This is a genomic window from Psychrobacter sp. P11G5 (assembly GCF_001593305.1).
Classification (GTDB): Bacteria; Pseudomonadota; Gammaproteobacteria; order Pseudomonadales; family Moraxellaceae; genus Psychrobacter.
Map to the genome: position 1 here is coordinate 1,144,554 of NZ_CP012533.1, position 23,952 is coordinate 1,168,505.

At 41.7% G+C, this 23,952-nt stretch carries 13 protein-coding genes; 11 read left to right on the forward strand and 2 right to left on the reverse strand.

The features are described 5' to 3' along the window. Nucleotides 1–179: 179 nt before the first annotated feature. Nucleotides 180–2,366: a UvrD-helicase domain-containing protein gene (locus tag AK825_RS04830; RefSeq protein WP_068035007.1), complete on the forward strand. Its 2,187-nt coding sequence runs from the start codon at nt 180–182 to the stop codon at nt 2,364–2,366. Nucleotides 2,367–2,405: 39 nt separating this feature from the next. On the opposite strand, the gene AK825_RS04835 is transcribed toward AK825_RS04830, so the two are convergent. Next, a complete protein-coding gene (locus tag AK825_RS04835) occupies nt 2,406–7,070 on the reverse strand; it encodes an AAA domain-containing protein (protein WP_068035010.1) in 4,665 nt (1,554 codons plus the stop codon). Nucleotides 7,071–7,307: 237 nt separating this feature from the next. Here AK825_RS04835 and AK825_RS04840 point away from each other — a divergent pair, with 237 nt between their 5' ends. The 6 genes from AK825_RS04840 (at nt 7,308) to AK825_RS04860 (ending at nt 16,503) form a co-directional block, all read left to right on the forward strand. Beyond that, a complete protein-coding gene (locus AK825_RS04840) occupies nt 7,308–10,277 on the forward strand; it encodes a contractile injection system protein, VgrG/Pvc8 family (protein ID WP_068035012.1) in 2,970 nt (989 codons plus the stop codon). Next, nucleotides 10,264–12,678 (forward strand): LysM peptidoglycan-binding domain-containing protein, encoded by a 2,415-nt coding sequence (locus AK825_RS04845; protein WP_068035013.1) that lies wholly within the window; start codon nt 10,264–10,266, stop codon nt 12,676–12,678. The genes AK825_RS04840 and AK825_RS04845 overlap by 14 nt, the downstream gene beginning before the upstream one ends. Nucleotides 12,679–12,711: 33 nt before the next feature. After that, entirely contained in the window at nt 12,712–14,151 is a 1,440-nt protein-coding gene (locus AK825_RS04850; RefSeq protein ID WP_068035014.1) for a GW dipeptide domain-containing protein, read from the forward strand. A gap of 203 nt (nt 14,152–14,354) precedes the next feature. Beyond that, a complete protein-coding gene (locus AK825_RS14750; protein ID WP_158511266.1) occupies nt 14,355–14,513 on the forward strand; it encodes a hypothetical protein in 159 nt (52 codons plus the stop codon). Nucleotides 14,514–14,852: 339 nt separating this feature from the next. Continuing rightward, on the forward strand, nt 14,853–16,100 hold the full coding sequence (locus tag AK825_RS04855; protein ID WP_068035016.1) for an FAD-dependent oxidoreductase: 1,248 nt from the start codon (nt 14,853–14,855) through the stop codon (nt 16,098–16,100). A 64-nt stretch (nt 16,101–16,164) separates the two neighbouring features. After that, a complete protein-coding gene (locus tag AK825_RS04860) occupies nt 16,165–16,503 on the forward strand; it encodes a RidA family protein (protein WP_068035018.1) in 339 nt (112 codons plus the stop codon). 137 nt (nt 16,504–16,640) lie between these two features. On the opposite strand, the gene AK825_RS04865 is transcribed toward AK825_RS04860, so the two are convergent. Beyond that, nucleotides 16,641–17,555 (reverse strand): LysR family transcriptional regulator, encoded by a 915-nt coding sequence (locus tag AK825_RS04865; protein WP_068035021.1) that lies wholly within the window; start codon nt 17,553–17,555, stop codon nt 16,641–16,643. Between the two features lie 329 nt (nt 17,556–17,884). Between AK825_RS04865 and speB the strand changes: the two genes are divergently transcribed. The 4 genes from speB (at nt 17,885) to AK825_RS04885 (ending at nt 23,941) form a co-directional block, all read left to right on the forward strand. After that, entirely contained in the window at nt 17,885–18,853 is a 969-nt protein-coding gene (gene speB / locus AK825_RS04870) for an agmatinase (protein ID WP_068035022.1), read from the forward strand. A 114-nt stretch (nt 18,854–18,967) separates the two neighbouring features. Then, the gene (locus AK825_RS04875; protein WP_068035024.1) at nt 18,968–20,716 is read left to right on the forward strand and encodes a 5-guanidino-2-oxopentanoate decarboxylase; all 1,749 of its coding nucleotides are present in this window, start codon (nt 18,968–18,970) and stop codon (nt 20,714–20,716) included. 53 nt (nt 20,717–20,769) lie between these two features. Next, the gene (dld, locus tag AK825_RS04880; protein ID WP_068035026.1) at nt 20,770–22,545 is read left to right on the forward strand and encodes a D-lactate dehydrogenase; all 1,776 of its coding nucleotides are present in this window, start codon (nt 20,770–20,772) and stop codon (nt 22,543–22,545) included. Then, complete coding sequence (locus tag AK825_RS04885) at nt 22,535–23,941, forward strand: YjiH family protein (RefSeq protein ID WP_068035027.1); 1,407 nt, start codon at nt 22,535–22,537, stop codon at nt 23,939–23,941. Before dld ends, AK825_RS04885 begins: the two co-directional genes overlap by 11 nt. Nucleotides 23,942–23,952: the final 11 nt, after the last annotated feature.

Sequence of the window (23,952 nt, forward strand, 5' to 3'; positions counted from 1 at the left end):
CATATCTATAACCTGTCACTACTTTTCATATCGTTGCAAAGCCTTATGAAAAATAGTGACAGGTTTTTTTATAGGTCGTTAAAAGTGACTTAATATACAACCTATTAACGAAGTACCATTTTTAATTCAATAATTTTAAATAGACAGTTTTTACCCAAAATTAAAGGCAATATCCTGCAATGACTACCACGATTTTTGATACTCACCGCTATAATTATCCGCAGAACTTTATGGAGATTAAGCCTAAGCTTACGCGTCTTGAAAAGGCGATAAAGAAGCTCGAGGCCAATCTAATCGACGCTGATAACGATGCAAATATCGAGCTGCTGAAGCAAAGATTGAATGGTGAATTAGGGTTAAAAGTAGACTATGCCAGTGAGCTAAATCCTGACCAATTGTTAGCAGCCACTACTATCGATGGCAAGGTATTGGTCATCGCAGGTGCTGGCTCTGGTAAGACCAAAACGTTGACTTATCGCACCAGCTATTTGTTAGAAAATGGGGTGACACCCAAAAGCATTTTGCTACTAACCTTTACTCGTAAAGCGGCGAATGAGATTAAGAGTCGCGCTAAGACGCTGCTAAATAATACTTTGTCTGATGATGAATTATCAGAAGATATACTACCGACCAGCAAAGCGTTAAACGATATCACCAGTGGAACCTTTCACTCATTCTGCAATATGCTATTGCGCCAGTATTCAGGGCTGCTTGGTATTAATCCAAGATTTACTATCTTGGATACAGGCGATAGCGAGGATGCGATCGATTTAATTCATAAAGAAAAAAAGTATCCTGCGCAAACCAAAAGCCAAGCCTTTCCGCGTAAAAAGACCTTGCAAAATATCATCTCTACTTCTAGAAATAGACGCATTCATATCCGCGACTTAATCGAAAGTAATTATCCTGATATCGCCGTACATATTCCCATTATCGAGCAGTTAGCAATTGATTTTCATGAGTATAAGCGCGCCAATCATCTTTACGACTTTGACGATATTATTAGCCAAGTCGTGCGCCATTTAAAGACCAATGACACATTTAGACAATTACTACAAAATCAATATTGCTACATCATGGTTGATGAATATCAAGACACCAATATCCCGCAAAAGCAGCTGATAGATTTGATTTGTGAGCCTAAATCGGTATCACTGATGGTGGTCGGTGATGACAATCAAAGTATTTATGCTTTTCGCGGCGCAAACTACGAAAATATTCTACTGTTCGGTGAGACCTATCCTGAGGCGAGTCTCATTAAGCTGGAGCAAAACTATCGCAGTACGCCTGCTGTTTTAAATTATATCAATGCCTTGTCCGCACAAATCACCTTGGGGTATCAAAAACAGCTCTATTCAAACGCTACTATAACGGGCGAAAAGCCGATATTTAGCCGCCTGAGTGATGAAACAAAAGAAGCTAAGTTTATTGCCGATAAGATTATCGAATTAAAGCCAGATCAGGATTACAATGATTTTGCGGTACTGTGCCGTACGTCTTTTCAGTCCAATTATGTACAGTTAGAATTTATGGAGCGTCATATTCCATTTATCGTGGTAGGGGGTATTAAGTTCGTTGAGCGCCGTCATATCAAGGATGTGTTGGCCTTTATTAAAATTCTTTATAATCCCAATGATACGATTGCATGGCACCGAATTTTGACCTTGTTCCAAGGAGTTGGGGCAGTCACTGCGACGCGTTTGACTCAAGCAATTAATGCTGATAATAATTCTTTTGAGCCATTGCTGACGGCAAAGTTTGCCAAAAAAAGTGAGCAACTTGAGCTTTTGTATCATACTCTGACTAAGGCAAGTCAGGAAGAATCAGTCGAGACTATTATTGAGCGTATTTTAGAGTTTTATATTCCTGTTTTAAAAACGATTGAAGAGAACTGGCGTGAGCGTAGCGAGGACTTTCGCGTTCTCAAAAACTTGGTAACAGAGCATAGCAGTCTTGATAATTTCTTAGAAAATTTGGCATTAGATCCTCCCAATGACTCAGTGGCAACGACCAGTCAGCCTGAGGAAAACGATAAAGACAAAGTCACTATCTCGACCATTCATAGTGCCAAAGGGCTAGAGTGGCCAGTGGTGTTTGTCAATTCATTAGTCGATGGTATCACGCCGCATCATCGCTCTTTAGATGACTTTGAGGAATTAGAAGAGGAGCGAAAATTATTCTATGTCGCCTGTAGCCGTGCTAAGAGCAGACTGTATCTAACCGCGCCAGATTATTTTGCCAGTTATTCAGGGTATTTTGACAAGCCCTCACGATTTATCGCTGAGTTGTCTGCAGATGAAGTTGAGGTTAAGCGCTCTAGGAAGTCCTTAGAGATGCTGGCGAGTGATGATCCGGTGTGGTGGTGACTGTTTAAGGTTATACAGCCACCATTTTTAATATTTTAACTAAGCATCAGCTTCGATATCAATGATTGGTTCTTCAACAGTAGTGACGACTCTAGATTCAACATATGAGCTACTATATAAAGAATCAGTAGCGATTGGATAAATCTCTAAACGCTCCAACTCTGCTAATAAGTCTTGTATGACTTCATCTTTACGGGTTACAAAAGTGGAAGCAAAGCAGCGCCAAAATTTCCAGCCAGCACGTTCAAGAATACGCTGACGCTGCATATCACTATCCCATTTATCAGGCCCATGATATCTATCACCATCACATTCGATAGCTAAGCTATTGTCGTTTTCGCCTTCGACAACCATATCAATTCGGTAAGCACCTGCTTTAACCTGAGGAACCACTCGATAGCCTCTTTCAACCAGAAGGTCAAAGACTTCTGTTTCAAAAGGCGACTCACACTTATCGCGCAAATCAACGACTTCTTCTTCATGTTGCATAAATGGTGCTTGAAAGTGTTTGATGAGTTCTGCTCGATAATGATCAGCTTGGCTAAGCTCATCCAACTCAATACTGCGTACCAAATACATTCTATCGCGCGCCCTCGATGCAGCAACATTCATCCGCTGGGCAAAAGTGTCTCTCGTTTGTGCATGGGCAGCTCCGGGTGCCACTACCAACGACAAAAACATGATATCGCGCTCTTTACCCTGAAAGGTTCTCGCATCACCGCAGGCAATATCAAAAGTGGTCATGAGAGTCTCATCCAATTCTTTATTGAGTATCTCCATAATACTATGCGCTTGCTTATTGCCTAATAATGAGACGACGCCGATGGTTTTACCTTTGTAAGCTGGGTCAGAAACGATGGTTTTGATTTCATCGAAAATAAACCTGACTTCTGAAGGGTTGATATTAGAGCCTTCAATGCGATAGCCGTCGGTAACGTATACATCAATCAGTGGTGGATCTAAGCGCTCTGAAGGTTTGGCTTTACGTAACGGTATCAGATCATGATTATAAAATTCACGCTTTGAGAACTCAATAATAGGCGCAACACTACGAAAGTGCTCTTTTAGCATGACGCTGCTATCAGCAAAAACGACTTTAAATAAATCATATATTGAACGATCAGGTGACATCTGTGAGCGATAGACAGGGACTTGATTGCTCAAATACTGTGCCATCAAATTACGAATTTTTTCGATATCGAGACCAACGCCTTCTGGTGACACTTGCTTATCGTCACCAACGATTAGAACTTTCTTCGCTCTCATGATGGCTGGTAACGCTGTTAAATCAGATTGGGACGCTTCATCAATGATAACCAAGTCAAAACTTCCGAACTCTGCTGGCAAGGATTCAGAAATACGATAATGCGGCATAATCCAACATGGAATAGCAGCACTTGCTCCCGCAGAGGCTTCTCGCGCTTCACGGCGATAATAATGTGCGCCTTTGCCTGTCCCTTTACCAATACGCATAATGGCAGAGCGGTATTTCTCTAAAGACGCCCTAACGTTTGGCGTCGCATTCTCAGCGACTTTTAGCCATGCTCTTTTGGTGATTGCTTCTTGATAGAGTCTTGCCAAATCTGACTCTAAGTGGCTACGAGTTTTGGTGAGATCAACCAACTCTTTGCGACCATCTATACTGTCTATAAAGCCCATCAATCGGCTAAGACGCCAAATCTGCTGCCAGTTATCAGGCAGCAAGTCATCAGATGACAGTGTATCAAATGACAACGTATCTTGAGAATTAAGACAAGGCTCATGGCGTAATTGATTTGCCCAGAGTAGCGCGCCACTGTCGTCGATAAGCTGAGTAACGGCAGTGACCGTCTGTAAGTCTGTTGCAAGATTATTTACTCGCTGTAGCTCATTGAGTAGCTCTTCCCACTCCGTACTTAAGGCCTCATCTGACAACGACAAATTACCGATTTTCTGATTTAAAAAGAGCGTTATTTGTTCACTAATGACGCCATTACAGTCAGCAAGCTTATTAAGTAAATTTTCTTTTAGCGTGAGACTTTCTGCTAAACCATGTCTCTTCAAATGTTGTTTAAGAATACCTTCAATTTTAACTAAAACATCCTTATTATAAGGTGCGGTAGAAATAATATCCCAGTCCAAGAAAATAGCATGTAACGCTTGTTTAATAATGTGTTGTAGGTTGTTGCTATCGACAATGTCTCTATATAAATGAACGGCTGAATTTAAATTAGACAAGTTATCAGGTGCTACATCGAATATTGGTAGGGGTAGGTCATTCGATAATGCATTCCAACGAATAATGAGCGCCTGAGATTTTTTTCTAAAGTCTATATAGCTAGATATATATTGCCAGTCTTCTACAGTTGAGGGTTGCGAAGAGACAATCGTGATAGCTTCAAGGATTTTCTTCTCAGCAGACTTACCAAAAATCCCAGCGATACCAAATGGTTTCTTGCCTTCGGATAAGTTTTTGACCGCGTCAACAAGCTCTGGATTTTTATCAAAACTATCAGCCATCGTGATAGGTTTGGTTAAATAAATGGTTCTCTCATTAAAAAGCGACTTAATCTCATCGTTGAGTACAGTTAGATGAGCGATGATGTCTTGCTTAGTCTCATCAGCTAAGTGCTGCTGAATATGAGTCGTCCAATCCTGCCCAGCCGTTACAATCTTTTGAAGAAGATCAATTAAACGAGAGGTATTAGAAGCAGCATCGTGAGCCATGCTGATAGTGCTATCGTTTTCGTTTGCTAAGCTTGGTAGCGCTCCTTGCTTTTCAGCCTCCTGCGACTCATTGAGATAACTCAAATCCTTGTGCAGTTGTTTTATGGTATTGATAGAAGGGAAGTCTGCAACAGCAGGTGTTTTTTTATCAAGATAATCCAAATCGCTTCCGAGCTTTATTCTTATTTTTCTTAGTTCAGTCATATCGGCATGAGTAAATCTAGGCCTAAACGTCTCTTCTATGCCTAATGTATCTAGAAAGCTTTCGATAAGCTGCCTGTTTTGAGCAACCTCAGTCGCTGCATCTATTGGCTTGATGGTTTCGCTATCTATAACGATATCATCAAGATTTAACCGCGCCCAAGCCGTAATCTTATTGTCAGTACTGGCCAGTTGCGCATGAATGGTATCGATTTGGTTATCAAGCATGACGATTTCTTTTTTGTAGGCATCTCGATTGATACTAGATACTTCACTTGATATTTTTTTAATCGTATATTCGAACTGCTTTAAACCTTCGTTTTCACTGGTCAGTAGACTAACCGCTAGTGGGCGAATGGATTCAGGCAGTTTTTCTTGCAGCACCTTTAATGCAGGATCTTTCATCGACGTGACTAACACGCGTTTACCCAGCGCTAAGTAATGACAAATAACGTTGGCAATGGTATGAGTCTTGCCTGTGCCAGGAGGACCTTGAACGACAACGCCGTCATGGACATTTAGTTGCTGTACGATTTGTACTTGTTCATCATTGAATGCTTTAGGAAAATATAGCTCAGCTGGCGTGCCTGTATAATTTTCACTGCCGCTGACCATAGATAAACCACGATAAGCAGGTAGTATAATTTCTTTATTTTCTGTAGCAGGTTCGGTCAACATTGCTATAAGCGCACTTGGTAAAGGAAGGTCATCGCTATTTTCAAGCTGAATGGCAAACTTGTCTAAATCTTGCAAAAATATATTATTGCTTCTAGGACGCGCCATAATGACCCATGTATCAGTGACGATAAGGTGATTTTGCGCCTTAGGTATTTTTCGCTCATCTGCAATGGTATGGTCAGGCCAATAAACGCCGGAAGCATCAAGCAAGGTCACTGCTGATTTTAAAATAGGCTCATAGCTACTTGGCAAAAACGGATTTAGTAAAACATCCTCTGATTCATAAAACGCTTTACTGTCTTTTAATAGATTGGCCAAACCTTGGTTCTCATCAATAGAAAAAGGTTCAGTCTCAAGCGTAGAAGGAGAGGGGTTGGGCTTTATAAGTAGAGCCATTGTCTTTTGATCTAAGTCGATTTCAACAGATTGTGTTAATAATGGATACTTTATTTGCCCGCTATTCTGCTCATTATTAGCGTTTTGTCTTACAGCAACACCGACACCCCAAACCAGCTCAAGCGATTCATCAGCTAGGTTGCCTTGTAGCATTTGATTGAGCTTAAATAACTTTGCATATAAAGCAATACTTTGGCGTACAAGCTTCTCTTGCACTAGCCAAGGCTTCCAAATATTTTTGAGATAATCGTTAAATTCATTTTTTAAAGATTCTCTTTCAGGAAAATCTTTTAGATAAACTTCTTTTTCTGATAATTTTTCTTCTACCTCTAATGTCTTATCCTGATGGCTATCCTCGACTTCAAACGGGGTGAATACTTCTTCATAAGCGATAACACCATCATCTATTAAATTTTGTACATTGATTTTTTCTTTCAATAAAGGCTGATCGCTAAATTTGATTGGAAATGTTAACCAATGTGCTAATAGTGAGCTGTTGGGTTTAGGTGCTGAGTTTTCACGCAATCGCTCTAAACGCAACCAAACATCATCGGAGGTATCGTCGGTGATGTTCAGACTGATACCTGGCAAACCTATTATTTGTTCTTCAGTACAAGTGAAATCACTGTGTTTAGCAAAATCTTGAGTAGGCGCTTTTTTCATTAAAGCACACTGTTTAATGAATTCAATTTGAGAGGCCAGTCTTTGTGCGTAAATACTCATTTATTAAATCTTCCAAATCATCAAAAATATTAGCGATTACTTCACTGAAAACACAAAGACCAAACTATAGCATAGAAATTAAAATCAAACTTTTATGTCCTAATAAGTGTGTCCATAGTTACTAATACTTGACAATATTTCAATAAACCCTATAATTTTCTTATAGGATAGTTTAGTAACTTTTGTTGGTAATCTATCGGTTTTGCTTTTAATGTCGTAATGATGAGAATCCCTTTTATGCCCTCACAAACTGCCCGTCTACACCAACTCAGCGTTGGCAGTGACATTTTAGCAACTACCTCCCTTTATCCAAGTGCCTTTTTCTGGACAAGTAGCCTCAATCAAAGCTCCTTTAGTCACATACTAGTGTTCAGTTATGATTTCTCAGATATCGACGCATGTTTATCTTTAATCAGCACACCTGTCTGCTTAACCACGCTATCTGTAGATCGGATGCCTACTTGTCGGACAGGCGTCATTCAGGCAATTCGTTATCAGCATTCTGATGGGGCCATGCACTTTTACACCCTTGATATCGTCACCCCTGACTGGCAATTGACCCAGTCCATTCATACCCGCAGCTTTACCCGTCAATCTACCTTGGATATCCTCACCAGCATCCTTAGCGATTACGACTTTGACTGGCAGCTCTCAGAGCAACTACTCTCATCAGAGCAATTAACCACACAGCTTGCTATGCGTATGCAGTCTGATGTCAGCGATTATGACTTTATTACCGGCTTGCTTGCCGACATCGGGGTCTCTACATTATGGGTATCAGGTGACTCTGTGGATGAGCTTGGCTATTGGTCTTTAGTCAGTGCGCTAGACGAGAATGAGTTATCACCACTTGACTATAGCTACGAGAAGTCTTCAGTACAGTCTGGTACAGACTCTGTTGACGAGCTACAGATGATCGCCAAGCAATTAGGCACTCGCACAGTGGTGGTACGTGCCGATGGACTCGCCACTGATACTATCTATGAAGGCGTGGCAGATGACGACTCTCAGCTGGCACTAGATGATACTGCTGTCTTATTAGGGGCACCATCTCGGGTATATAGCGACGAATCTGCCAGCCGCTTAGCTGAGCAATGGGTACGCGCCAATGGTTGCAATAGAGAATACTATAGCGCCACAGGTGCCATGCGTGGCCTAAGTATCGGTAGCCGGGTTAGCATCAATAACCTACCTTCTATTAGTCGTTTATCTACATACTGTACCAGCATGACCATCGTCGGTATCGAACCTAACAGTGATAGCGTCTCTTACCACAACCAAGCGCTGATAAAAGACTGGCTTACGCACAGTGCAACGCAAACAGCACTTAGCGCCATACCCGAGCACGGCTACGACATCGCTCGAGACACCGGCATCTGGGTAACCGCCACGCTATTAGACTCCGCTATTCCTTACTGTCCCTATCCAAGCCAGCAGTCCTTTGTCAGCAGTAGCTACACAGGTCTGACCCAAGCTCGTACCGGCGATATCAGCACTTCATCCTCGCCAAGTTACGACTCTAGTGTCACAGATGACGGTCTACAACAAACCATCACCACCCCTGTCTGGGCAGGTATCAGCCCACATGACGATGGGCTAACACCGCCGCTACGCTCATTACAACTGTCCTCAGGCGCCACTCACGGCTGGCAGTTCGCCCCTAGGCTTGGACAGTTCGTCCTTTTAAACCATTGGTATGGCGACATCGACAGTCCCGTGATTAGCCGCGCCCTCTATGACGGGATCGGCATGGGCGACACCGATGATAAAGACGTCACTACCCGTGATGCCGGACTATCCAACAGATATAACCTACAAGGGGGATCCTCGCCAAGATGGCATGGTGGTGGTCTGGGTCACTCGCAAATCCGTGAGGATGATACTCATAGTGGCTGGCTATCAGGAATAGCTCAATACGGACTGACTTCTGACTCTGAGGTTGCACTAAGCTTTGATGACACCCCAAATAAGATTGGCCTGCAGTGGTCGGTCAATACCGCTAGTCGTGCCAATGCGCAAAACCCAACGATAACAGACAAAGCGACCTTTGCTCCTGATGAGCATGTGCTTGAATTAGGCGTATTGCGTCATCGCTATAGCAACCATCAATCGACAACCAGCGGACAGGGTATTAACCTTGGCAGTGATCATGGTTTGCAAGCAACAGCAGACGAAGGGGTTCTACTTTCCACCTTTGGTATCCGGCACACACAGTCTGAGCACGAGTCGGCTTGGGTTAATGACGTGGGGCAACGACAGCTGAAACTGGGATCTGAGCTAACCGAGACCCTAGCAGAGGCTAAGCACGTGCATCTGCAGTCGACGAAAGCTATGAAGACTGCTAATCAATCGATAGACGCTTTTAAAACAGCAGCACAAGTCATCGATGACACGCTACAAACCGAAGTAATTGGTGCGCCCGATGTGATGCTGGTCAGTAAAGACAGCATCCTTGCCTCCGCAAGCAATACCCTATGGACAGCAAAGACGATCATACGGCAATCAGGCAGCACGCAGTCGGATGTGGTGGCAGGTAACTATAATCTGAGCGCAGACAGTATCGAGTCATTAGCAGGAGTTGGTGGTCAAGCTCAACTATCGGGTTTACATATCAGTGCCAATACAGGGCCTGTGGCAATACAGGCACAAGGTGGTGAGTTGCAATTGCACAGTCAGCAGTCGATGACGATTGGTAGTGAGTCAGGTCAGGTAAATATCTCAAGTCCTAAGCGCATTAAGTTTCAGACCTCTGCAGGAGCGTCACTGACCATTGATGAGAGTGGTATTAAGCTGGTGTGTCCTGGGACGATTAAGATTCAGGCGGTGAAGAAGGCGCTCGTCTCTGGAGCAAGGGCTAATTACTCTGTACCTATGATGCCGGAGACCGTTCCGCTGTTTAGTAACAAGCTGGATGTTTATGATTTGTTTTATCAGCACAACTTTAAGGACATTGAGTTTCAAATGCTACGTCCTGATGGGCAATTGATAGAAGGAGTGTTAGACGCGCATGGACGTACTGCTCCTGTAATTAGCGATAAAGAAGAAGAGGTTAAGGTTTTAATCGGCTTTAAAGATGCAGAGTGGGGAGTTAAATTTGAACCTGATGAAGAGGATGGAATAGAAGAGCCCAATAAAGACGATAACAACGGATCAGACTATCTTCTAAATCAAAACGCTTATCAGGAGAATAATGATGAGTCAACCTAAAAGCATTCTATTTCAACTCCGCTTTGTTGATTTAATGAATAGACCTTTATCTAATCTGTACCATGAAATTAGAGAGCTAAGACAGCTTATTAGTAGTGCTCGCTCTGATAGTGATGGTCTTGGTACTTGGATAAGCCGATCGTCTGGTACGGTACTAAATATCAGTATCCGTCATCCGCTGACTAATGAGATGGTTGATATTCAACGTTCTATTCCTGTACCTACTCGAAAAGGTAATATCAGAATTCAAGCGCCCTTTTCTATTCAAACGATTAAACTTCGAGAACTTGCAGAAACTGGTGGTTCATATACCAGAAAACCTCATAAAGTGTTGCCCGGTGAGACGCTATATAGTATTGCTAAGCAGTACGATACGACATGGCAAATACTGCTTAATTTAAATAAAGACAAAATAGATAACGCCGACGAGATACTCCCTGATCAATGGATAAAAATTCCACCAGAAAACAGCGGTTTACGTGGACGTACCAATGACGAGCCTGACTCTTTAAAATCTCAAACCGACTATACGGTAAAAAGAGGTGAAACGCTCTTAGGCATATCACAAAGAAGTGGCGTATCGGTCGAAGAGCTACAACGTATAAATGGTATTACTGATCCTACTAAGTTACAGATAGGACAAACGATTAGGCTACGGGGTAGTGATTCACAGACAGTGCAACCTACATCTAGACCCACGGTAACCCCGCCGCTTGAGGATGATGAAAGACTATTTGATAGATTCCAAGATACAGTGATGGATGCTGTTGATACTGTAGAAGATGCTGCAAAAAGTACCATTGATTGGATCAATGAAGTAGCTAGAGAAGGGTTTGAAGATTTAAATGATGCTGTACGTAGAGATCATGAGGCTACTGAGCAAACGCCTAAAACTAGTGATAGTTCAAATAATAATGATTTGTCTGCAAGTGAATCTTCTGAAGCAAGTAGAAATAAAAACCGTGTTGATACAGAACAAAAATCAAATGCAGGAGATGATGGATCGCCAAAAGAGGTAACTACTAAACTAGGTGATTGTAGTTGTAATAGAGAGCTAACTCTTAGTGAATTAGAAGACATATTCCAGGCGCTACATGGACAAAATAATACAGCGTTATTTGCGCATAGTAAATGTGTGTTGAATCCAGCTGAACGAAACTTTGAAAGTTTTACTTTATATTTAAACCAGATATTGGAAAAGTATGATATTAATACATGTATAAGACGCATTCATTTCTTAGCACAAGCACATCATGAATCAGCTTATTTTACAACAACAACAGAGTTTTCAGATGGAACCAAATATAACCCTGGCAAACATAAAGATGCGATTAAAAACGGCAATACTATAATGGGTGATGGTCCAAAATATAAAGGTCGTGGACTAATACAATTGACTTGGAAGAACAACTATAAGCTATATAAAAGTTATTCTGGTTTAGATGTGATATCTGATCCTAGTCTCGTTGACGAATCTTTAGAAGTGTCGTGTGATGTTTCAGGCTGGTTTTGGAAACAAGGCAAAGTATTAAGTAACTCTTCAAGATGGACAGGACCGTCAGGTGGAAGGCCTGCAAGTATAGAGGACGAGGATATAGACTACCCAAAAACTGAAACCATAGAAGGTAGCGTTACATATGGAACTGTAGATATGAATCTTGTAGCAGATAATGATAAAGTTAATTTGCTGACATATCTAATCAATGGTTGGGAAAATGGTATAGAACATCGAAGAACAAATGTTAGACTTCTAAAAGAGTTATTTAACTATCCTTCTAAATGCGTAAGTACTGGAGTACACAGGCCAGAGGTAGAACAAACGAATATTGAAATTGCTCCATGGATGGAAATAGCTATTCGTGAAGGAAAGCAGTGGATTGATACACCTGAACATAGAATTGATGACACAGATAATTATTTTAAACTTATTAATTTTACACCCTCTGGCTATAATACAATGAACACAAGTAGCCAAGCTTGGTGTGCTGTATTTATTAATTACTGTTTGCAAGAAACGAATTTTACAAAGGTTAGTGGCACGGGCGATTCATATGATGTTGTAAGAGCAGATGGGTTTAGAAGGGATACAGTAAACTTTACAGAAATTGATAAACCTATATATGGAGCTATCGCTTGTTATATGAGTAGATCAAATCATTCAAGTCATGTGGCTTTGGTCATTGCAACTCATCCCAATGGAACCCATTTTTATAGGCTTGGTGGTAATCAGAGCAATCATCTAAGTATTGATGTTCGTCCAATCAGTCAATATGAATTCTATGTTCCAACAGCATATTCACCTATTGCAAACACTCAAAAAAACGCACCTCAGAAAAGTGAGGCTAATATGGAAGCACTAGGGATCACTTGGCATGGATGGGCACAAGGATCAACTAGATAGTTAAACATCATTTATTTTTTAGAGTATCAACTTATGAGCCGTCTTATAAAGTGTTTTTTATTAATAGTACCGATTTTTATGGTTAGTTGTAATGCACAATCATTCTCTCCAGAATCTCAACAAAGTAATGAAGAAACTATAAATACGGCTGATGTACATAGTATTAATAATAACAGCAACGGCAAAAAAAAGATCATCTTGTATATGGGTGTTCACGATCTATGGGGTCTTGAAAAATCTTCTAAGTCTGATGCGTACTATTATCGAGTTCTCATTAAAGAGCTACCGAATGACAGTTATTTAGTGCAAGACTTTTTTATCTCAGGAGTCAAATTTACTGATCCGTACATTTTGACAGATGGCCATCTTGAGTATACCGATAACGAGGACGTCGCTCATCCTGATAATTATTATCCAAGAGAGGGGGCGAGAACCGTATGGTTTGAGTCTGGCAATAAAAAAATAGAATCACACTATAAAGATAATATGCCGATAGGGATTTGGATGGAGTATTTTGAAAATGGACAGAAAAGAAGCGAAGATCCTTATTCTAATGGAGTTTTGCACGGTATAACTAAGAGTTGGAATGAGCAGGGTGATCTGACAGGCGAATGCACTTATAGCCACGGCGTCGAAAATGGTCGTTGTTATGTTAAATATTCGTTACATCCTAATATTTATATCTATGATATTACATATAAGAACGGTAAAAAAATTGGTATTTCTAAATCGTGGAATATAGATGGCACAATTGAAGAATTCACCTTTAATGGATCGCTATCTTTACAGGAAATCAAAAAGGGCTTGGCAGAAGATCAGTTTGAAATATTTACTTTCGATGTTAATGCAGATGGTATGGACGACTTGATCATTAGTCGTATTAATGATGCTAGCAATGATTTAAACCTACATCAAGGTGATGAACTTTTCGTTCTGATTGGAGATAAAAATGGTAAATATAAGTTAAGTCTGAATACATCAAACTATACCGACGATGGAGGTTGGTTTTTTTATGATATATATCCTCGTACCAACCGTTCTGGATTTATATTAAAGAATTATTTCTCTAACCGTGGAAACGCTAATCGATCATACTATTTTAACCGTATAGACAATAAATGGATAATCTCAAAATATGTCTCTGACGGTACACTTATCACAGGAGAAGATTACTACTGTGTCGAGAATAATAAACTTGCTCTATCTGAATTTAAATATGGCAAGTCATCAAACTACTCTCAAGCACAGTTTAAAGAGAAGTGTCCTCCGTTACCAATAAAATATCACGTTAAAACAGACAGAGCTGAAATACTGTCCAAGAGCTTTAAATCAATGTCTCCACCAAACTATTATATCAAAGGTGATTCGATCGAAGCTTTTGATCAAAATGAAGACTGGGTAAAAGTCTCTTATAAAAACGGCACTAAATTTGGTTGGATCGATAAGCGTAATTTGAGTCCAGTTTTAAACTAATTTTCTATTCTAAGAATGTCTATATCCGCGCTTCTGGCTTGGCTATAGTCGAGGCACTCTAAAACGGTAGAGTGTTGCAAGGATAAATTTTGCGTAAGCTCTGTGAAGTATACACAAGCAGCCAGCAAGGAAAATTTATACCAGTAGCACGTTGAAATACATATAACAGTTTTATTTCCAGCTGACTATATATAGATTATGTCTTGCTCAACCATTGGTATGGTGATAAAGACAGTCCGGTGATTAGCCGCGCCCTCTATGACGGTATCGGCATGGGTGATCTAGATGACAAAGACATCACCACCCGTGACGCCGGACTACCCAACAGACATAACCTACAAGGGGGATCATCGTCAAGATGACATGGCGGCGGTCTGGGACACTCTCAAATCAACGCAAATGACATTCACAGTGGCTGGATCTCTGGTGTCACTCAATATGGAATGACCTCTGATACCGAGGAAGTAATAAGAAAGGCGCAATTAGTTAACTAACTTCATAGTTTGAAAGTCTAATTCCGTATTAAATGTTCTTTTAATGTCCCTATTATTCCTACCAATTTACCTCTTATTAGATGCCTATAACCAAAAGTATCTGATAACGAAAAAATCCGTCAGATATGGGTTTATTAATTGTCAGGTTCGCGTTATTATCACCCCCTATTAAGCAAGACTCTACTACCTATCAGGAAAGGATATTCTATGCGCTATGAGGTTATTGTTATTGGTGCTGGTATGGTTGGCACATCGATTGCGTGGCATCTACAAAATAACGGTTCGCAGGTGTTGTTGTTAGATAAAAAACTACCAGGGTCAGAGACCTCATATGGTAATGCTGGCTTGATCCAGCGCGAAGCAATTCATACGCATCCTTTCCCGCGCCAAATTACTGAAATGATTAGAGTATTGCCTAATCAAGGTACTGATATTCGCTATCGTATACCAGCAATTTTGCGTTATCATCAAGCGCTATTACAGTATTGGAAGTACTCTGCGCCTGCGACTGTTAAGCAGATCGAAGCAGAGTGGCAAACGCTGATTGCGCATTGTACCAGTGAGCATCAGAACATGATTACAGCGTCTGGCGCTGATGAGCTTATCACTCGTGATGGTTGGTTGCAGCTGCATCGTTCTGAAGACACCTTTAAAGAAGCTATTGCTTCAGCTATCGCTGCACGTGAGCAAGGCGTTGAGCATAATGTATTGAACGTTGAAGAGCTAAAAGCGATGGAACCTAGCGCTAATTTTGATGGTTTCGTCGGTGCGATTCATTGGTTAAACTCGTGGCAAGTATCAAACCCAAGCGCCTTGGTAAAAGCATATGCAAAAAACTTCCAAGATATGCAGGGTACGATCAAAGAGAGCGATGTAAAAGAAATCGTGCAAGATGGAGAAGGCTGGAAAGTCATCACGGATAACGATACTTATTATAGTGACAAGCTGGTCATCGCTGCCGGACCTTGGTCTAATGATTTGATCAGACCACTTGGCTATAATTTGCCGTTGTTCCCGATGCGCGGCTATCATCAGCACTTTAAAGTAACTGATAAAAATAATATCAATCACAGTATGTTTGATATGGATAAAGGCTTTGTCATGGGGCCAATGCAGCAAGGTATCCGTATTACCACTGGTGCTGAGATGACGACGATGGATGCGCCAAAGAATTTTGGACAATTAAAAACAGTACTAAAATTTGCTAGAAAAATTCTACCATTAGAAGATGCGGTAGAGAGTGAAGCGTGGGCAGGATCACGTCCTTGTATGCCTGATATGAAGCCGGTCATTGGGCCTGCACATAAACATGAAAAACTATGGTTTGCATTTGGTCACAGTCATCAAGGCTTCACTCTAGGGCCTATGACGGGGCGTATCGTTGAAGAGCTGATACATAACAAACCTGTCGTGGTTGATGTTGAGCCGTTTAGCGCCCAGCGTTTTTCTAACTAAGCTATTGTTTCTTAACTGAGTCATCACTGATTCAAATATTTTAATAAATTAAGGATTAAATACGATGAAAAAGCTACATAGCAATCAACGTATGAGTAAAATTGTTGTTCATAACCAGACTGTTTATTTATGCGGTCAAGTGGGCAATGCGGAAGATGATATCAAAGCGCAAACACTGACTTGTTTAGAGAAAATACAAACACTGTTAGAAGAGGTGGGCAGTGATAAATCAAAGTTACTATCAGTGACGGTCTGGATAAAAGATATGTCAGACTTTGCCGCGATGAATGAAGTATGGGATAAATGGTTTGAAGGCATACAGCCACCAGCTCGTGCTTGTGGTGAGTCCGCATTGGCACGTCCTGAGCTATTGGTTGAGATGATAGCCATCGCAGCTGAATAATTGACTGGTTATGAAGTTTGTATAAAAAAAGGAGATGATAATAATATCGTCTCCTTTTTCTATGGGCTTTTATGCGTCAAGTTTTTATAAAACGATAGGTTTATCGAAGGAGTTTTAACGAAAGCGAGCTCACTAAACTAATGTGTTTGCTCAGTTAATAGCCTAAGCATTTGTTCCAGAAAATCAGCCACGTGTTTATGCAGGTTTTCTCGATAGGCCCAGTGATGCTTAACTTCGTAACTTGCTTCATCGGGCAGTAATATTCTCATCAGGCCCATCTCTTCATAGCGCATTGCTAGATCACGAGGCAAGTAGCCAACATGATGACCTGCAAGGATAAGCTGCGCAGTCGCTTCCATTTGATAGGTAGTAGCGCTTAATATTTTTGGGCGAATATGATTGATACTGACATCGGTAATATATCCTCTTTTAATCCATGGGTAGTTTTGTTCTAAAGACTTGAAAGTCAGGCCCTCTGATTCATGAAATAATATATGCTCGCGTCCACAGCAGACTACTTGCTCTTCAATAAAGGCATGTTTAAAAGTTAATAAAGGCGGAAAACTGCCAAAATAGCCCACGCCAATATCACTTTCATTACCCAAGAGCTTTTCTAACATGCTCTCAGGGCTTTGTACATCGATAGAGAAGTGTATCAATGGATTATCACGATAGCTGGCAGCGAGACACTGGCGTAAGGCGTCATAAAAAATCGTTGGCATCTGATCTATCAAACATAAGCGAATATGGCCACCACGAACGGAATCTAATTGACGAATATAATGCAATTGATGTTGGAAGCTGGCAACTGCTTCAGTAAAGCTCAAGCACGCCTCGTAGACGGCAATACCATCTTCTGTAAGCTTAAATCCAGCACGGCCACGATGACAGAGTTTCATCTCCAGTCTGTCTTCTAGATGTGCCAAGTGACCGCTAATAACAGAGGGGGTAACGTTTAACCGTGATTGAGCGGCCGTCACACCCTGACACTCTACGATAGCCATAAAGCTACGTAGGGTTTTTATGTCTATTTTTATAAGTTCATCGAGCATTTATATTCACGCTATATAAAAATTAAGTGTATAGGAATGGGAGTATTTTAAAGGTCAGGTAGTTTTCGAACACCTATTACATATTACTGTTGCTCACTGCACATTAACGAATAAATGGTATTCTTATCAAATGTTTAGATTTTATTATCGTTTTTAAAAGTAATTTTATATTCACCAAACTTCTAATAATAACGGTTAAATCTTCTTTACTACGAAATTTTAGAAGTTTACTTCTGAATTTTACCATGGTCTACGCTGCTATATTTAGGTATTGTCGAAGCATATAAAAAATTGCCTATTCTAAACAAACTGAAACAAGGATGTGATTTATGAAATTCAATCAACCACTAAGTGGCAATGATATGCCAAGATTTGGCGGCTTTGCTTCTATGATGCGCCTGCCGACTCAAGCTGATGCTGAAGGGCTGGATGTGGCTTTTGTTGGGGTGCCTTTAGACATTGGCGCATCAAACCGCAGCGGTGCAAGATTAGGTCCTAGACAAATTCGTGATGAATCACGCATGATTCGCCCTTATAATGTTGCCACTCGCGCTGCTCCTTTTGAATCTTTGCAAGTCGCTGACATTGGCGATGTGCCTATCAACACCTTTAACCTGCTAAAAAGCGTCGATATTATCGAAAAGTTCTATACAGAAAAAGTGGTGAATCATGGCGCTATTCCATTAACCTTGGGCGGCGATCATACGATTGCACTGCCTATTTTACGTGCGCTTGCCAAAAAACATGGCCCTGTCGGTATGGTGCATATCGATGCTCATGCTGATATCAATGATGATATGTTTGGCGAAAAAATTGCTCATGGTACACCGTTCCGCCGTGCTGTTGAGGAAAACTTAATCGATGGCAACCGTGTGGTACAGATTGGCTTGCGAGGTACTGGCTATAGTGCCGAAGAGTTCGACTGGTCAACCCAACAAGGCTTTCGTGTTGTGCCTGCTGAAGAATGCTGGTATAAGTCGCTGACGCCATTGATGGCAGAAGTGCGTGAAAAATTGGGTGATGGTCCTGTCTACTTAAGTTTCGATATCGATGGTATTGACCCAGCATTTGCGCCTGGTACGGGAACGGCTGAAATCGGTGGTCTGACATCAACTCAAGGTATCGAGATTATTCGGGGTATGCGTGGTCTTGATGTGGTTGGTGGAGATTTAGTAGAAGTATCACCACCATATGATCCGTTTGGTAACACCTCTGTATTAGCAGCGAACTTGTTATTCGAGATGTTATGTATCCTGCCGGGCGTGCGTTATGATGACAAAGTCAAAGCAGTCTATTAATCGCAACTCAAGATATAGATAATAAATCACCCTTTATGAGAATAAAGGGGAGTTTTGCTATGCCGCTGAACGACTTATTTAACTGCTATTGAACTTTTTTAGGATGATCTACTCATGACGCAATCAACGCAAGCGCCTTCTTCATTGCCAATCACTTCGCCTCTGACCTGCGGTGAGCTACTGGTGCAATGGCTAGAGTATTATGGAGTTGAGACCGTATTTGGTATTCCAGGTGTACACACGGTAGAGTTATATCGTGGTCTGCCTAATACCAATATTCGCCACGTGACACCGCGTCACGAGCAAGGTGCAGGTTTTATGGCCGACGGCTATTACCGTGCCTCTGGTAAAGTCGGGGTGTGCTTTATTATTACCGGCCCTGGTATGACCAACATCATGACTGCTATGGCGCAAGCGTTAGCAGATTCTATACCGATGCTAGTAATATCTAGTGTCAATAAAGTTAAAGATACGGGTAGCGGTGAAGGGCACTTGCATGAATTGCACGACCAACAAGGTATGGTTAGCAAGGTTGCGCTCATGAGTAAAACTATTTGGCAACCTGAAGCGTTACCTAAGGTCATTGCCGAAGCCTTTGCGTTATTTAATGGCGCGCGTCCGGGACCAGTTCATATTCAGCTGCCTATCGATATCATTACCGCTGATGCTAGCCATGTCGCTAAGCCGTCTGATTTAACCTCTAATTTTAACAGCACCAAAAATTTAAATGACACTGCAAAAAGCCAAGCTGATGATGGTTTAGCACTACCGCAAGTCATGAGACCGCTGCCTAATCCTGCGCAGCTTGATTTGATTGTTGAGCAGCTAAAAAGTGCAAAAAATCCAGTTGTATTGTACGGTGGCGGCTGCGTTGATGTTGATCATGAGGCGCAAAAATTGGCAGAGCTTATCGATGCACCGACATTTTTGACCATTAATGCCAAAGGTTTATTGCCACCTGGTCATCCTTTGAGTTTGGGTAGCAATCAGTCATTAGACGCCGGTCGCGCCGTTATTAGCGAGGCGGACTTGGTATTGGCGATTGGTACTGAGCTTGGTGAGACCGATTACGATGTCTTCTTTAATGGCGAGTTCCAAATCAACGGCACACTCATTCGTATTGACTGCGATGCTCAGCAGCTGCAACGTCCTTTTAGAGCGGATATCGCTGTATTATCTGATGCGCAAATGGCTATTAGCGGTCTTTGTACGCGTTTAGAAAGTCATCAGCTTAATCATCAAGCAGCGTCACGAGTAGCTGAGGCAAAGCAGGCGTTAATAGAAGCTATGACGCCAGACTTTGCTGGACAAAATGCACTGCTTCAACTAATTAGAGATGAAGTAAAAGACGTCATCTTCGTTGGTGATTCGACCCAACCGGTCTATAGTGGCAATCTTGGCTTTGAGGCGCTGGCGACCCGTAAGTGGTTTAACTCATCGACTGGGTTTGGCACGTTAGGTTATGGCTTGCCTGCCGCGATTGGCGCAATGATTGGATCGAAGCTTCCTGTCATTAGCCTAATCGGCGATGGTGGTATTCAATTTACCATTGCAGAACTCATCTGCGCGGCTGAGCTTGAGCTACCGTTGATTGTCTTATTATGGAACAACCAAGGTTATGGGGAGATTCGCCGCTATATGGAAGAAGGCGGTTTGCCATTGATTGGGGTGAATATTAAGACACCTAACTTCGAGCCGCTAGCAGCAGGATTTGGCGCTGGCTATCGTAGAATTACCGATAAGCAGCAGCTACTAGATGCATTGCAAACGGACATAAAAGGTAAACAACCGATTATTTATGAAGTTGATGAAGCCGATGAATTTCTGCTTGAAATGGGCAAGAGCTTTACTTGTTTTAGTTAGCAGGACGCTGAAGCTGGATATAGTTAAAGCTAGTCGCTCAAGGAAGAACGTCTATGGTGTCACATTCTAACCGCTTGTCTGGTAAATTGTCTGAGCTGTTAGATAGTTTATTAGCTGATTTGACGGCTGTTGTTGGGGCGACTAATGTACTGACCAAGCCCAGCCAGCAGCAAGCCTACGTGCACGGAGCGATTAAGTCTGTTGCTTCTACTACAGTAGCAGTAGTGACACCGGATTCTTTAATCGCACTATGGCGTGTCATCAACCTTTGCGCGGCGGCAGATGTCATTATTATTGCTCAAGCTGCTAATACCGGACTGACTGGAGGATCAACGCCATACGGTGAGTATGATCGGCCTGTGGTAGTGATTTCGATGCAGTCGCTCAGTGGTATTTATCTACTCAATGATGCGACGGAGGTTATTGCCTTACCAGCTGCGACCCTTCAACAACTGGAGTCTAATCTTGCACCGTTAGGGCGTGAACCACATTCAGTATTAGGCTCTAGCTGTGTTGGTGCTTCGGTCATCGGCGGTATTTGTAATAGTTCTGGTGGGATGTTGGTGCAGCGTGGCCCTGCTTATACTGAGATGGCACTGTTTGCTAAACGCAATGCCTTAGATGAGTTTGAGTTAATCAATCACTTAGGCGTTGATTTAGGCACGCATCCAGAAGAGATGCTTAATAATTTACAAGCTGGCACGTTCGATAAAAATATGGTTAATGCTAGCATTAACAAAGCATGCGCAAACCATCAGTATCAAACCAAAGTACGCGATTGTGAGGCTAAGACGCCTGCTAGGTTTAACAATGATCCTAATGGATTATATGAAGCGTCAGGTTCAGCAGGTAAAGTAATTGTATTTGCTGTAAGAGTAGCGACTTATCCTAAACCTAAGCAAGAGCAAGCGTTTTATATCTCGACCGATGATGCTGATACCTTGACCACGCTGAGACAGCATTGGCTTAAAAGTGAATTACATCTGCCCATCTTGGCAGAGTATATGCATAAAGATTATAATGACATCACGCTACGCTACGGCCGTGATACTTGTTTAAGTATGCAAAAGTTGCCTGCTAGTAAGATAGGAGCGTTGTATCGACTACAAGCAAAGATTGGCTATTATCTGGATAAATGGCGATTGCCAAAAACTTTGCCAGATCGCGTGCTACAGATAGCATCTACCTTTATGCCAGCATCATTACCGAAAGTTTTAGCCGAGCAAGCAGTATCATACCGTTATCATTTAGTTATAAAAGTAGCGAATGTTTGTGCAAGTGACAGTCATATCGCATCTGCTCAAGAATTTTTGCAGTCTCATATGCAGCAGCATCAAGGTGTACTACATACATGCACAGAAGAAGAAGCACAGGCATTATTAGTATTTCGCAGTGCGGCAACGGCTGCTATGTTTCGTTATCACAATCTAAATCATAGTGAATTTGGCGAGCTAGTATCTACAGATATCGCCTTGCCAAGGAACGCTGTAGATTGGGATGAATCGCTACCTCTTAACTTGCAAAGACAAGTAAGCAAAACCTTTTATTTGGGACATTTTTTTTGTTATGTCATGCATCAAGACTACTTACTAAATCCTACTATTGACTCAAAAACGTTCAAGGATGAATTGTTGGCATTTTATGATCAGCGTCATATTGAATATCCCGCTGAACACAATGTGGGTCATGTTTATACCGCTAAGTCTGAATTACATTCGTTTTATAAAAAACTAGACCCGACTAATTCGCTAAATCCGGGAATTGGTCAGACAGCGAAATGGAAAAATTGGCGATTGTCGCCCATCATGGAGGAATTAAATGACGGTTAATATAAATAAGTCGCAGCAGCCTGTTCTAGGCAACAATGCTGTCGATCCAAAAACGCCGCAAGGAGAGCAATGGCGCGCGTCATTGTGGAAATTTTTATTATTTTCAGCGCTTGGTATTGCGCTATTTATCATTCCATTTCAATGGGATGGTAAAGTTACTATTTTACTTGGCGTATTAACCGATGCTTTGCAAGCCATTTTAGGTGGTTACGTCGCTTATATTACACTGGCGATAGTTACGACCTCTTTTATCGGGGCACTGGCAGTAAAAGTGTTGCGACCTGACTTGCATGCAGACTCTTTATTAAGAAAACTATTCGATGTCGATTGGTTTTGGCTCGCTGCACGTTTTTTAGGCGCCTTGTTCATTTGGATGATTTTTTTACAGATAGGCCCTGAGTTTATTATCAACCGTAATACTGGCGGCGTTATTTTTGAAGATCTTATCCCAATTCTGATTCCTTTGTTTTTCTTTGCCATCTTGTCCTTACCATTTTTGACTGATTTTGGCTTGATGGAATTTTTGGGAACGTTAGCCAGTAAAGTATTTATCAAACTATTTAAACTCCCAGGACGCTCGGCAGTAGATGCCATGTCCTCTTGGTTTGGTGCGGCTTCCATTGGCCTGCTAGTCACTATGCAAGAGTACGATAAAAGTTATTATAGCCAGCGTGAAGCGGCGATTATTGCCACAACCTTTTCGGTAACTTCAATCGCTTTTACTTACGTCGTCGCCAAGACTATTGGCGTAGACAATAACTTTGTTTTCTTTTATTTGACCATCGCTTTGACGGGTTTTATAGCTGCTATTATTATGCCGCGTATACCACCGTTGTCATTGAAGCCTGATACTTACCATTCTGGCAAATGTATGTTAGATGAAGAAATTCCTGCTCAATATAGTATGCCGCAGTGGGCACTGAACCGTGCTGTGACTCGTGCGCATTCTATGCCGAGCTTGGGTAGCGTGTTTAAGCATAGCGTCAAGAATTTATTTGATATCTATCTTGGACTCATTCCGGTTATTTTTGCTATCGGCACCATTGGTCTTGGCTTAGCAGAGTACACGCCAGTATTTGATTGGCTTGCAACCCCACTGGTGCCAGTGCTTGAGTTATTACAGATTCCAGAAGCCGCAAAGGCTGCTCCTGCTATGATTATGGGCTTTGCTGATATGTATCTACCAGCGTTGGTCGGTAAGAGTATTGAAAGTGAGATGACGCGCTTTATCGTCGGTGCTGCATCTATTACCCAGATTATTTATATGTCTGAAGTTGGTGCACTAATTTTGAAGTCAAATATTAAGCTCAACGTTTTAGAGCTGTTTATGATCTTCATTATTCGCACACTTATTAGCTTAGTGGTTATCACGTCAGTAGCACATTTGCTGTATTAGCAGTCTACTTA